Raw genomic sequence first — 13,120 nt, 5'->3', positions numbered from 1 at the left:
GCGGTCAGTGCGGGCAGCCGCCGCTCGGCAGCGTCCCGACGTGCCTGGCCAGCAGCTGCGCCAGGGTGTCGAGCAGCGCGGTGCCGTCGTCGTAGCTGCCGGAGTCGGCGCGCGCGGCCATGGCCACCGCGACCCGGCCGGTGGTGGTGGCGATGGTGCCGAACTGGCGCACGGTGTACTCGCCGGTGTCGTCGTCCGGGCCCCAGCCGCCCTTGAACTGGGCGGTCGAGAAGCGGCCGAGCCCCCAGGACTGGTCGGGGGTGACCGACCCCATGAGCGCGGTCACCATCTCGCTGCCGGAGAGGCAGGGCAGCTCGGCGGCGAAGGTGGCCTGATCGGTCAGGCTCCACTCGGTGCTGCCGTAGGAGGCGCCGTCCAGCTCGGGGTGCGTGACCGCGGTTCCGGTGGCCGAGTGCCCGGCCTCGTCGAGCACCTCCTGCACCGCGGCGCTCGCCTCGGCGTCGTCGCCGAGCTGCTGCCAGAGCTCCCACGCGGCGTCGTTGTCGGACACCGTGATCGCGGCCTCGGCGGCCTCGTAGGCGGCGTCCGCGTCCCTGCGCAGCGCGGCCAGCGCCAGCGGGACCTTGATGGTGGACCAGGCGATGCCGGAGGTCCAGTCACCGAGCACCGTCATCCGGCCGCCGCCGACCGGGAGCACCGCGAGCCCGACCTCGCCGGGAAGATCCTCCCGGAGCCGGGTGAAGTCCGCGACCAGCGCGTTCGGCCGGTAGGTGACCCGGGCCCGCCAGTCCGCGGCCCCGGTCTGGGTGGCCACGGTCACGGGGGTGGAATCGGTCCTGCCGGAGAGCAGCGCACACGAGGAACTCACCAGGACGACGGTCACCATCAGGGTCCGGATCGACCATCCGGCCCGCCGCCGCAGTCGCCCGGCATCACCGGACCGCCACTTCGACCTCACCACGCGCGTCCTCCCCACCACCAACTACCAACCCGCGTGTGCGTTCGTTCTCCGGCGGTGCACGACAAGCCATTCGACAACTCGCGGGCCGCCCTGCGATGCACGGCCCGTGGAATCAGTTTCACCGATTGTGCCCGGAAACCGAAACTCCGTGGTGACGGCGGCTGCGGGTAGGCTCTCAGCCTGGGTGTCACCGGAAGGGGGCGTGTTGCTGGAGCGCGGTGAGGTGTTCGCGGGATTCACCGTGGAGCGGCTGCTCGGCGCGGGCGGCATGGGCTCGGTGTACCTGGCGCGGCAGCCGAGGATGGACCGGCTGATCGCGCTCAAGCTGCTGAACCGGGAGTTGTTCACGCACACCGAGGTCAGGGCGCGTTTCGAGCGCGAGGCCGATCTGGTGGCGCAGCTGGACCACCCCTCGATCGTCGCGGTGTACGACCGCGGCACCGAGGACGGGCAGCTCTGGATCTCCATGCAGTACGTGGACGGGGTGGACGCCGGCACCGTCGACGTCACCGAGCTGCCGCCGGAGCGCGCGGTGCAGATCATCGAGGGGGTGGCGGCGGCGCTCGACTACGCGCACAGCATGGGCATCCTGCACCGGGACGTGAAGCCCGGGAACATCATGCTGGCGCGCTCCCAGGGCGGGCAGGGGGAGCGGGTGTTCCTCACCGACTTCGGCATCGCCCGGCTGCGCGAGGACTCGACGCACCTCACCCAGGACGGGATGTTCACCGCCACCCTGGCCTATGCCTCGCCGGAGCAGATGACCGGCAATCCGCTCGACCACCGCACCGACCAGTACTCGCTGGCCTGTGCGCTGTACTGGCTGCTGGTCGGGATCGGGCCGTTCGACTCGCCGAATCCGGCGGACATCATCCACGGGCACCTGAACCTGGTTCCCGCGCCCATCGCGCCGCGGCGGCCCGGGATCGCGCCCGCCATGGATCTGGTGATCGCCAAGGCGATGGCCAAGCATCCGGCGCACCGGTACGGGAGTTGCGGGGAGTTCGCGGCCGCGGCGCGGGCGGCGTTGAACGCGCCGGGGAGTGGGGGAATGGCGGCGGTCGCGCCCGTCGCCGCGGCGCCGTTCGGGGGCGGGCCGGTTCCGGCGGGGGCGCCGGTGGCGGCGCAGGCGGGGGCGCCGCCCGGTGTGCAGGGCGGGCCACTACCGCCCGCCGCGCCCGGGCCCGCGGGTCCTGTTCCGGTCGCCCCGCAGGGCGCGCCCGCGCAGCCGGGCCCGGTCCCGTCGGCCCCGGCGCAGGGTGGTCCGGTACCACCGAACAACCCCGGCGCGGGGCCGGTGCCAGCGGCTCCGGCGCAGGGCGGGCCGAACAACCCCGGCGCCGGATCAGTGCAGCCGAGCCCCGGAGCGCCGAACAATCCCGGCGCGGGGCAGCTGCCCCCACATGGCCCCGGCGCGGGGCAAACACCGCTGAATAGTCCCGGCGCAGGTCCGAGTAATCCTGGCGCGGGGCAGCCGCCGCCGAACGCACCCGGTGGCCGGGCGCCGAACGGTCCAGGTCCGGCGCCGGGTGGGGGTGCGCCGCCGCGCAACGGGCACGGCCCGCTGCCGCCGGGGCCGGGGCACGGGGTGACCCCCGGACCGCGCCCGCGGCGGCGGGGCGGGGGACGCCGGATCGTCGGTACCCTGCTGCTCGGCTGGCTGGTGGTCGTGGTGGTCGCGCTGCTGGTGCTGGTCGGCATCCTGTTCGTGGTCCTGCGCGCCGACGGCGACGAGGGCTCGTCGACCACCCAGGGCCGCGCGGTGGGCCCGCCCCCGATGCAGCCGACCCAGACGACGCAGTCGGCGACGGCGGAGGCCGACCCGCTGGCGGTGAGCCGCCGCGCCTTCCCGCGGCTGGTCCCGGCCGGCCGGGACGAGGACGGCACCGGCTACCTCGGCACCCGCTGCGTCCTGGTCACCCCGGACGAGGACCGCATCCGCTTCGAGGAGCTCGCGCTGAACGCCGGCACCTGGACCCGCGCCTGGCGCTGCGACCGCGACGGCACCGACCCGGATTCGCTGAGCTACGTGGTGCTGCAGTTCCCGGCCCCGGCCGCGGCCCGCGCCGCGGTCGACGCGCTGCCCGCGCACACCAGGTCGGTGGAGCGCAAGGACGGCACCCCGGTGACGCTGCACCGCTGGCTCCGCCCGGACCCGGCGGGCCCGTTCACCGAGCCGCAGAGCACCGCCCGGCTCATGGTGAGCTTCGGCGAAGACCCGCAGCGCGCCGCCTTCCTGATCTCGGTCGCCAACCACGGCGAGGCGAGCGGCACCGGCCCGGCCCCCTCCGCGCAGGCGGTGATCGACGACTGGTGGGAGGAGGCCCCGCTGTAGCGGTCAGTCCACCGCCAGCGCCTCCACCACCGGCATCCGGGCCGCGCGCAGCGCGGGCGGAATCGCCCCGAGCATGGCGAGCCCGAGCGCGATCGCCCCGTACAGCACCGGGATCGGCCCCGGCCGGTAGACGATGTCGATGGTCATGGCGTGCCCCATGGCCAGCGTGGCCAGGTACTGCACCGCCGCCCCGACGGTGAGCCCGAGCACCGCCCCGACCAGCCCGATCCCGGCCGCCTCGGCCAGCACCGAGCGCAGCAGGAAGCGGCGTCCGGTGCCGATGGCGCGCAGCACCCCGAGCTCCCGGCGCCGCTCCAGCACCGAGAGCATGAGGGTGTTGAGCAGCGCCACCGTCGAGACCAGGACCACGATCCACAGGATCATGGTGCTCAGCGCCGACCCCTGGCGCATGCTCGACGAGATCGCCGCCACCGAGTCGTCGCCCGAGGTCACGTACAGGTCGGGGGCGGCCACCCGTTCCAGCTCCGCGCGCACCGCGGCGGGGTCGGCGCCGGGCGCGAGGTCGACGGCGAGGATGGTCTCGCCGGGGCGCTGGTACCAGTCGCGCATGTGGTCCAGGTCGAGCATGACGACGCCGGAGATGGCGGAGAAGTACGGGATCACCTCCAGCACCGTCACCGTGCGGGTGCCGCTCGGCGTCGGCAGCGTGATCGGGTCGCCCGCGTCGACCTCGAGCGTGCGGGCGATATCGCGGGAGATCACCACGCCCTCGCCGGTGGCGAGCCGGGGCAGCACGTCGGGGCGCACCGCGCGCCAGTTCGGCGAGCCGGGATCGGTGGCCGCGTACCCCTGCAGCATGATCCGGCCGGTGCCGAGCGTGGCGAAGGCCATCTGCGCGGGGCGCACCCCGGCCACGCCCGGCAGCGCCGCCACCTCCTCGCGCAGCGCGGCGGGCAGCAGCGGGCCGGTGGGGAACTGCTCCAGCGAGGCCGGGCTGAGGTAGAAGTCGTTCTCCGCGAGCTGGTCGAAGGTGGTGGTGGCGGAGTCGACCATATTGGTGCCCGCGCCGCCGACCGCCACCGTCGCCGCGACGCCGATCAGCACCGTCATGGCGGTGGCCCAGACCCGGCGCGGCGCGCGCTCCAGCGTGGTCGCGCCGAGCGTGCCCGGCGCGCCGAAGAGCCCGGCCACCGCCGCGGTGGCCCGGACGATCGGGCGGGTCGCGGCGAAGGCGAGCAGCACCGAGGCGGTGAATGAGAGCGAGACCGCGGCCAGCGAGTACCGCCCGAGATCTGTGCTGGCGACCACCACCGCCACCCCGGCCAGCACGGCGCCGAAGAGCCCGGCCGCGATCCGCAGCGGCCGCGAGTCCGCCTCCGCGGTTCCGGCGTCGAGCGGCACCAGCGCCTCCACCGGCGCGACCTTGTACACCTGCCTGGCCGCGACTGCCGCCGCCACCACCGCGGCGAGCACGCAGGCCGCGACGGCGAGCGGGATGGCGTACCAGGGCACCAGGTACTCGGTGCGCGCCTCGACCGACTCCAGGATGGCGGCGGGCAGCGCCGCGATGGCGCCGCGCCCGATCAGGGTGCCGACCAGCGCGCCGAGCGCGCCGCCGACGATGCCGATCACCGCCGCCTCGGCGAGCAGGTCGCGCACCATCGGGCCGCGCGCCGCGCCCATGGCGCGCAGCAGCGACAGCGTCGGCCTGCGCTGCGCCACCGCCATGCTCATGGCGTTGTAGATGAGGAAGGCCGAGACGATGAGCGCCGCCGCCGATGACATGAGCGTGGAGTAGCGCACGATCTGGATGGCGCCGCTCGCCTGCACGGTGCGCAGCCCCGGGTCGGCGACCACCGCGCGCCCGCCGACCGCGGCGGTGAGCGCCGTGCGCACCGCCGCCGGGTCGGCACCGGGCGCGAGCACCACCTGGATGGAGTCGAGCTTGCCCTGCCGCCCGGTGACCAGCTGTGCCAGCGGCAGCGGGGCGACGACCAGGTGGCCGCCGTTGAGCGTGGCCGAGGTGGCGTCGTCCAGCACCCCGGCGACGGTGACCTCGCCCGCCCCGAGCGCGAAGCTCTCGCCCTCGGCGTGGCCGGTGGCGGCGCCGACCAGGACGCCGCGCGGCACCGTGAGCAGCTTGCCCGCCTGCCCCGCCATCGGCGCGGTGAGCGCGCTGTCCAGCGCGCCGATGCTCGCGTCCGCGCCGATCAGCAGCTGCCGGTTCGCGCCGGTGCCGACCTGGGTGCGCAGCATCGGGACCGCGTGCGCCACCCCGGGCGTCGCGGCGACGGCGGGCAGCAGCGCCTGCTCGAACCCGGCGTCGGTGATGCCGGTGATCTCCAGCTCGGCGGCGCCCGCCAGGTTCCTGGTGAGCGCGTCCACCGACCCGGTGACCGAACCGGAGATGCTCAGCACCGCCACCAGCAGCGCCGCCGACACCGCCATGACGATGAGCGAGAGCGCGGTCCGCCCCCGATGCGCGAGCAGCTCCCCGAGATTGAACAGCCGCAGCCGATCCCACCCGGCACTCATGCTGCCTCGTCCCGGCCTGCGCGCGGGCCCTCCGTGGTGACGCTCCGCTTCCTCCTCCGGGCCTGACGCGCTCATGCCGTGATCGCCCCGGCTCGCTCGTCCGACCCGATCCGCCCGTCGCGCAACGTGATCGCGCGATCGCACGCGGCCACCGCGCTCCGGTCGTGGGTCACCATGACGACCGCGTTCCCGTTCCCGGCGATCTCCCCGAGCAGCTCCAGAATGCTGGCGCCGGTGCGGGAATCGAGGTTGCCGGTCGGTTCGTCGGCGAGGATCAGCGGCGGCTCCATGACCAGCGCCCGCGCCACCGCGACGCGCTGCATCTGCCCGCCGGAGAGCTCGGCGGGCCGGTGCTCGGCGCGCTCCGCCAGCCCGACCCGCTCCAGCAGCTCCATCGCCTTCGGCTTGGCCCGCCGTAACCCGGTGCCGTCCAGCAGCTTCGGGATGGCCACGTTCTCCCAGGCGGTCAGCGTGGGCAGCAGGTTGAAGAACTGGAAGACGAACCCCACCTGGCCGCGCCGGAACTCGGCCTGCCTCTCCTCGTCCAGCGCGCCGATCTCGGTGCCGCGGAAGCGGATCGACCCGGTGTCCGGGCGGTCCAGCGCGCCGAGCAGGTGCAGCAGCGTGCTCTTGCCGGAGCCGGAGGGCCCGACGATGGCGGTGAACTCGCCGCTGTGCAGCCGTAGGTCGATGCCGTCCAGGGCACGCACCACCTGATCACCGACCCGGTAGTGCCTGCCGACTCCGCTCAGCTCCAGCATGGCCGGTTGCGTCATCGCGTACTCCCTCGCTCGGGGCGATTCCCCGCGTGTTGCCCGCTCGTCTCCCGATCGAAGCAGCCGGAGCGCCGGGCGGGCGGCGGATCGGCCGAGAAAGACCCCCTGATCGGTGCGGTGCCGTTCCACGGTACGGCGCGCGGCGCCTGCCCGTCCTCGTGCCCCGGGACGTTTTCCCGGCTCCGCCCACGGGTGGAGGCGGCTCCCGCCCCGGCACGATGTGCGCGCCGTCACTCCGGCGGTAACCTGGGCGGATGGGAGTGCCCGGGCCGGTGCGGCGAATCGCCGCGGTGCGCGATCGGCTGCCCGCCCTGCGCGATCGGACGATCGCCGCCATCCGGGCGCGGCTGGACAACCCGCCGGTCGACTACCCGCCCTCGGTGATCCTGCTCGCCGACGCGGCCATGCTCTCCATCGCGATCGCCGCCGGATTCCAGCGCCACGCCTACCTGCCGACGGTGCTCCCGGTGATCGCCGTCGGGTTGCTGCTCGGCTCGCTCGGGCTCTTCACCTTCACCGCCGTCGAGCCGACCCCGCTCACGCTCGGGCTGCCCGCGCTGATCGCCACCGCGGTGCTGCTCGCGCAGCCGGTCGAGGGCGATTTCGCGCCGTTCATCCTGGTGGTCGCGGTGGGCGAGATCGCCGCCGTCACCCCGAAGCGGGTGAGCGTGCCGAGCGCGCTGGTCGCGCTGGCGCTGCTGATCGGCTTCGACCTGGCCGGGAAGCTGGCGTGGCTGGACACCGGGCTGGCCGGGCTGCCCATGTACTGCGTCGGCGTGCTGCTCGGCTGGATGTGCGGCGAGATGCTGCGCAACCAGCGCCGATTCCTCTACCAGGAGCGCGCCTACCAGGCCATCCGCAGCGCGCAGGCGGCCGACGAGGAGCGCCGCCGGATCGCCCGCGAGGTGCACGACGTGATCGCGCACTCGCTGAGCATCACCCTGCTGCACCTCACCGCCGCCCGGCGCGCACTGCAGACCGACGAGGACGTCACCGAGGCGACCGAGGCGCTGGTCGACGCCGAGCGGCTCGGCAGGCAGGCGATGGCCGACATCCGGCGCACCGTCGGGCTGCTCGACACCCGCCCCGCCTCCCCGGCGCCGGAGCCGGGCGTCGGCGAGATCGCGGACCTGGTCGGCGATTTCGTCCGGGCGGGGCTGGACCTGAGCTTCCGCACCGAGGGCGATCCGGACGCCGTCTCGGCCGCCGCCGGGCTCGGGCTCTACCGGATCGGGCAGGAATCGCTCGCCAATGTCGCCAAGCACGCGCCCGGCGCCACCGGCAGCGTGCGGCTCGCGGTCGGCTCCGGGCACGTCACGCTCACCGTGCGCAACTCGCTGCCGGCCGGCCGGGCCGGCGACCCCGCCGGCATGGGCGTCACCGGCATGCGCAGACGCGCCGAGCTGCTCGGCGGCGAGCTCAGCGCGGGCGCGCGGGACGGGCACTGGACGGTCAGGGCCCGGGTGCCGCTGGCCGAGCAGCGCGGCTGCGGCGCCCGGCTCGCCGCGGAGGGCCGGTGACCGCGGCCGGGCCGGAGGACCCGGTCACCGTGCTCGTGGTGGACGACCAGGAGCTGGTCCGCGGCGGGCTGCGCCGCATCCTGCGCCGCCGGGACGGCTTCGCGGTCGCCGAGTGCGCCGACGGCGACGAGGTGCCCGCCGCCGTCGCCGCCGCCCGCCCCGACGTGGTGCTCATGGACCTGCGGATGAAGCGGGTCGGCGGCATCGACGCCACCCGCGCGCTGCGGCACGACCCCGCCGCGCCCCCGGTCCTCGTGCTCACCACCTTCGACGACGACGAGCTGCTCTCCGGCGCGCTGCGCGCGGGCGCGGCCGGGTTCCTGCTCAAGGACTCGCCCGCCGAGGACCTCATCCGGGCGGTGCGCACCGTCGCCGCGGGCGGCGCTTGGCTCGACCCCTCGGTCACCGACCGGGTGCTCGCCGGGTACCGGCGGGTGCGGCCCGCGGTGGATCGGGCCGCCGGGCGGCTCGCCGAGCTCACCGCCCGCGAATACGAGGTGCTGCAGCTGATCGGCCGCGGCCTCGCCAACGGCGAGATCGCGCGGGCCCTCGGAATCAGCCAGGTCACGGTGAAAAGTCATGTGGGACACATCTTCGGCAAGCTCGCCCTGCGCGACCGCGCGGCCGCTATCGTCTTCGCGTTTGACCACGGGGTGGTTTCCCCAGGAGAATCCACAGGTTGACGCGCGGCGCGTCTGGAACCGGAAGGTGAAGGAAGGACGGGGTGGAGACCGACGGCGTGGCACACGGAACACGGACGGGCACCCGCTTCGGGCCGTACGAACTGCGGTCGGTGCTCGGCCGCGGCGGTATGGGCGAGGTGTACGAGGCCTTCGACACCGTCAAGAACCGCACGGTCGCGGTCAAGCTGCTCACCGAGGAGCTCGCGCGCGACCCGGTCTACCAGGTTCGTTTCCGCCGGGAGTCGCAGGCCGCGGCGCGCCTCGCCGACCCGCACGTCGTCCCGATCCACGACTGGGGCGTGATCGACGGCACGCTCTTCCTCGACATGCGGCTGATCGCCGGGGTCGACCTGCGCACCGTGCTGAGCCGGGGCGGCGCCATGGCGCCGGAGCGCGCGGTCGGCATCGTCGAGCAGATCGCCGCCGCGCTGGACGCCGCGCACAGCGCCGGGCTGGTGCACCGGGACGTCAAGCCCTCCGACATCCTGCTGACCGCCACCGACTTCGCCTACCTCACCGACTTCGGCATCGCCGACACCGAGGGCGACGCCGCCGTCACCATGGTCGGGGTCGGGCTGGATTCCTACGCCTACACCGCGCCGGAGCGGTTCGACGCCGGGCCGGTCACCGCCGCCGTCGACATCTACGCCCTGGCCTGCGTGCTGTACGAGTGCCTGACCGGCGTGCCGCCGTACGCGGCGAGCACCCTGAACGTACTCATCCGCGCGCACCTCGCCGAGCCGCCGCCGCGGCCGAGCCTGCAGCGGGCCGGGGTGCCCGCGGGGCTGGACGAGGTCATCGCGCGCGGGCTGGCCAAGACGCCGGAGGAGCGGTACGCGAGCGCGCTCGACCTGGCCCGCGCCGCACGCGCCGCCGTCGGTGGCGCCGCCGGGTCGGTGCGGCCGGCCGCCGCGGCCCCGCAGTCCTGGTTCGAGACCGGCGCCGCCGAGCCCGCGCCCGCCGCGCCCGAGCCCGCGGAGTTCTCCGCCTTCGGCGAGCCCGCTGCCGAGCCCACCCCGCTGCGCGGCAATGGCACGGTGAACCCGTTCGCCGCCCCCGCCGCCGCGGCGGGGGCCGCCGGATTCGCCGCAGGCGCGCTCGCCGCCCAGCCATCCGAGGCGACCGCCGCCGGTTCCGGCGCGATTCCCGCGCAGCCGCGCGCTCCCTTCGGCGACAGCGCCGCGCCGGACGGCGCCGCACCGACCCCCGCCGCGCTCCGCGGCAACGGCACCGGCCCCGCGCCGGCCCAGCCGAACCATTCGAGTACCGGAGGAATTCCGATCACCCCGCCCGGCCCACGCCCCTACCCCGGTGGCCCCGGCCGCCCGCCGACCGGCGGCCACCCCATTCCGCCGCGGCAGCCCGCGGAGACCACCCCGCCGGTCTCGCCGGACTCGACCGCGGGCCCGGCCGAGGCCAGGCCGGTCGTCCCGGCCGGCACCCCGGTGCCGAACCCCGCCACCGGCGCCACGCTGGTGGTCCGGGTGCCGGACCACCTGCTCCCGGAGTCCGAGCGCAGGGCCGACGCCACCGGCGAGCACAAGGTGGTCCGCCCCAGCGGCGCCACCGAGGTGCGCCTCGGCGAGGTGCAGTTCTCGCTCCCGCCGGAGCCCGACCCCGCGCCGGAGCCGGCGCCGGGCAGCGGCCAGATGCGCGCCTTCCCCGACGCCCACCTGTACGCGGGCGGCCAGCAGTACCTGCCGCCGGAGCGCTACCAGCCCCCGGACGCGACGGCGAACGAGACCACCCAGTACATCCCGCCGGTCACCGACGCCGCCCCGGAGACCCGCCGCTACCCGGCGGAGCCCCCGCGCACCCCGCCGCCGGCCGAGACCACGCGGTACATCCCGGAGCAGGCGTACTCCGCGATGGAGCCCGCCGTCGACCCGGCCGGCTACGACCGCGACAACCCGCAGACCGAGTACCTCGGCCCCGCCGGGTACGCCGAGCCCGGCTACGACGACGGCTACGGCGAGCAGGGCTACGCGGGCCAGGGCTACGGCGACCGCGACTACGACGACGACCCCTACGGCTCCTACGACCCGTACGGCCCGCAGGAGCCCGACGGCTACGCCGAGGACGGGTACTACGAGGAGCCGCCGAAGCAGCGGTCGCGCGCCCGCTCGGCGCTCGGCCCGGTCCTCGCCACCGTCGTCGTCCTGCTCGCCATCGCGGTGGTCGGCACCATCGGCTGGCAGCGCTTCGCCGGCGGCGACAGCGCGGCCCCCGCCGCGGACGGCCCGAACGTCACCGCCGTCGCCCCGACCGCCGGGCTCACCGGCGCCGCCGCCCCCACCGGCCCGGCCACCACCACCGCGCCGGAGCCGACCACCACCGCACCGCGCAGCAGCACCACCACGACCGGGGCGAGCAGCACCACCTCGGCCTCGCGCACCTCGACCACCTCCGCCACCACCAGCGCGGGCGCGGTCAGCCTGCCCGCAGGCGCCTCGCCCTGCGACCAGGGCTCGGCGAGCACGCCGTACTCCCGGACGGCGACCGGCAGCGGGGTCACCACCTGCGGCTTCGCCGAGGCGGTGCAGGAGGCGTACAGCGCGGCAGGCGGCACCCCGCAGTCGGTGGAGGCGATCAGCCCGGTCACCGGCCGCCGCTACACCATGAACTGCACCCCCGACGGCAAGGTGGTCACCTGCATCGGCGGCGACAACGCCGTGGTCTACGTGTACTGATCGGGATTCACCCGATTCGTGCGAGGCGGCGGCACCGGCACCGCTCGTAGTCTCGGCCGCGGGCGCGCCGTCCGGGCGCGTCCGCGGACGAGAGGACCCCGCCGTGGCCGGAGACCGGGTGGTGGCGCCCTGGTCGATTCCGCGCGGGCTGATCGTCCTGCTCGCCGGGGCGGGCGCCGTCGTGGTCGTGGTCGGGATACGGGCTTTCGCGGGCGTGCTCGGACCGGTCTTTCTCGCGCTCATGCTCACCGTGGCGGTGCAGCCGGTGCAGGGGTGGGTGCGCCGGCGCGGCGGCCCGGCCTGGCTCGGGCTGCTCGCCGCGCTCAGCACCGTGGTCGTGGTGCTGGTCGCGCTGGTCGCCGCCCTGCTCTTCTCGGTGGCCCAGCTCGGCTCCGAGCTGCCGCACTACGCCGACGAGCTCGGCGAGCTGCTCGACGGCGCGCGCGAGCTGCTCGCGGCGGCCGGCATCTCCCAGGACCGCATCCACGCCGCGTTCAGCGATATCGACGTCGGCACCGTGGTCTCGGCGGTGGACGGCGTGCTCGGCGGGCTGCTCGGCGTGCTCACCGACCTGGTGTTCGTGCTGGCGCTGCTCATGTTCATGGCCTTCGACGGCATGACCATCGGCCCGCGCATGGCAGTGGTCGCCCGGATGCGGCCGGACATCGCCGTCGCCTTCGGCACCTTCGTCGACGGCACCCGCTCCTACCTGGTGGTCTCCACGATCTTCGGCTTCATCGTCGCGGTCTTCGACGGCGCCGCGCTGTGGCTGCTCGGGGTCCCGCTGCCGGTGCTCTGGGCGCTGATCTCCTTCATCACCAACTACATCCCGAATATCGGCTTCGTCATCGGGGTGATCCCGCCCGCCGCGCTGGCGCTGCTGGAGGGCGGCCCGACGCTCATGCTCTGGGTGCTGGTCGTCTACTCGGTGATCAACGTCGTGATCCAGTCGATCATCCAGCCCAAGTTCGTCGGCGACGCGGTGGGGCTGAGCGTCACGGTCACCTTCCTCTCGCTGGTGTTCTGGGGCTGGGTGCTCGGCGCGCTCGGCGCGCTGCTCGCGGTGCCGCTGACCCTGCTGGTCAAGGCGCTGCTGCTGGACATCGACCCCACCACCCGGTGGGTGGACGTGCTCATCGGCAGCGGCGGGCGCGGTCCGGATTCACCCGAAACGGATGAGGCGCCCGGCCCGGCCGGAGCGGAAGGGTGAGGGCGCGTCCACCACACGGAAGGGGTCGAGGATGACGCACACGACCGATACCGATATCGAGCGCGACCACTCGCTGCGCCAGGGCCTCGCCGCCGGCACCTCCATCGGCGCCGCGATCCTGCTGCTCACCGTCGGCGCGCTCTCACTGCTGGAGGGGATCTCGGCGGTGCTCGAGGACGAGATCTTCGTCGCGGGCCCGGAGTACGTCTACGCCTTCGACGTCACCACCTGGGGCTGGATCCACATCGTGCTCGGCGTGCTGCTGGTGATCGCCGGGCTCGGGCTGGTCACCGGCGCGGGCTGGGCCCGGGTGACGGCGATCGTGGTCGCCGCCGCCTCGATCGTCGGCAACTTCCTCTGGCTGCCCTGGTACCCCTGGTGGTCGGTGCTGGTCATCGCGCTGAACGTGGTGGTGATCTGGGGCGTCGCCACCTGGCGGCCGCTGCGCGACTGACGGCGGAGCGACCCGCGGGCACACCGGGGAGCGG

General features: G+C 74.9%; 9 protein-coding genes. 6 read left to right on the top strand and 3 right to left on the bottom strand.

Annotated elements, in window-relative coordinates; translation table 11 throughout:
• Nucleotides 1–4: 4 nt before the first annotated feature.
• Nucleotides 5–847, bottom strand: a complete 843-nt coding sequence (locus AB0H71_RS29625; protein WP_357027324.1) for a hypothetical protein — start codon at nt 845–847, stop codon at nt 5–7.
• 280 nt (nt 848–1,127) lie between these two features.
• On the opposite strand from AB0H71_RS29625, the gene AB0H71_RS29620 reads away from it, so the two are divergent.
• Entirely contained in the window at nt 1,128–3,257 is a 2,130-nt protein-coding gene (locus AB0H71_RS29620) for a protein kinase (protein WP_357027322.1), read from the top strand.
• A gap of 3 nt (nt 3,258–3,260) precedes the next feature.
• Here the strand turns inward: AB0H71_RS29620 and AB0H71_RS29615 are convergent, their stop codons facing one another.
• Together AB0H71_RS29615 and AB0H71_RS29610 are read right to left on the bottom strand one after the other, a co-directional pair.
• Nucleotides 3,261–5,753: an FtsX-like permease family protein gene (locus AB0H71_RS29615; RefSeq protein WP_357027320.1), complete on the bottom strand. Its 2,493-nt coding sequence runs from the start codon at nt 5,751–5,753 to the stop codon at nt 3,261–3,263.
• A gap of 71 nt (nt 5,754–5,824) precedes the next feature.
• Nucleotides 5,825–6,529 (bottom strand): ABC transporter ATP-binding protein, encoded by a 705-nt coding sequence (locus AB0H71_RS29610; RefSeq protein WP_357027318.1) that lies wholly within the window; start codon nt 6,527–6,529, stop codon nt 5,825–5,827.
• 254 nt (nt 6,530–6,783) lie between these two features.
• On the opposite strand from AB0H71_RS29610, the gene AB0H71_RS29605 reads away from it, so the two are divergent.
• The 5 genes from AB0H71_RS29605 (at nt 6,784) to AB0H71_RS29585 (ending at nt 13,086) form a co-directional block, all read left to right on the top strand.
• Nucleotides 6,784–8,049, top strand: a complete 1,266-nt coding sequence (locus AB0H71_RS29605) for a histidine kinase (protein ID WP_357027316.1) — start codon at nt 6,784–6,786, stop codon at nt 8,047–8,049.
• Nucleotides 8,046–8,732 carry a response regulator transcription factor gene (locus AB0H71_RS29600; RefSeq protein WP_357027314.1) on the top strand — a complete coding sequence of 229 codons (687 nt, stop codon included), beginning with the start codon at nt 8,046–8,048 and terminating at the stop codon, nt 8,730–8,732. Before AB0H71_RS29605 ends, AB0H71_RS29600 begins: the two co-directional genes overlap by 4 nt.
• 41 nt (nt 8,733–8,773) lie before the next feature.
• The gene (locus AB0H71_RS29595; RefSeq protein ID WP_357027312.1) at nt 8,774–11,422 is read left to right on the top strand and encodes a protein kinase; all 2,649 of its coding nucleotides are present in this window, start codon (nt 8,774–8,776) and stop codon (nt 11,420–11,422) included.
• 103 nt (nt 11,423–11,525) lie between these two features.
• Nucleotides 11,526–12,632: an AI-2E family transporter gene (locus AB0H71_RS29590; RefSeq protein ID WP_357027310.1), complete on the top strand. Its 1,107-nt coding sequence runs from the start codon at nt 11,526–11,528 to the stop codon at nt 12,630–12,632.
• A 31-nt stretch (nt 12,633–12,663) separates the two neighbouring features.
• Nucleotides 12,664–13,086 carry a hypothetical protein gene (locus AB0H71_RS29585; RefSeq protein WP_357027308.1) on the top strand — a complete coding sequence of 141 codons (423 nt, stop codon included), beginning with the start codon at nt 12,664–12,666 and terminating at the stop codon, nt 13,084–13,086.
• The last annotated feature ends 34 nt before the right edge of the window (nt 13,087–13,120 follow it).

The organism is Nocardia sp. NPDC050697 (genome assembly GCF_040654395.1).
GTDB lineage: Bacteria > Actinomycetota > Actinomycetes > Mycobacteriales > Mycobacteriaceae > Nocardia.
The sequence above is the reverse complement of the archived record's forward strand: the minus strand, read 5'-3'. Positions and strand labels throughout refer to the sequence as shown.

Bases quoted from the DNA above. Each gene is read 5' to 3' on its own strand.
- AB0H71_RS29615 (WP_357027320.1), bottom strand. From the start codon at position 5,753: ATGAGTGCCGGGTGGGATCGGCTGCGGCTGTTCAATCTCGGGGAGCTG.
- AB0H71_RS29625 (WP_357027324.1), bottom strand. From the start codon at position 847: ATGGTGACCGTCGTCCTGGTGAGTTCCTCGTGTGCGCTGCTCTCCGGC.
- AB0H71_RS29610 (WP_357027318.1), bottom strand. From the start codon at position 6,529: ATGACGCAACCGGCCATGCTGGAGCTGAGCGGAGTCGGCAGGCACTAC.
- AB0H71_RS29605 (WP_357027316.1), top strand. From the start codon at position 6,784: ATGGGAGTGCCCGGGCCGGTGCGGCGAATCGCCGCGGTGCGCGATCGG.
- AB0H71_RS29585 (WP_357027308.1), top strand. From the start codon at position 12,664: ATGACGCACACGACCGATACCGATATCGAGCGCGACCACTCGCTGCGC.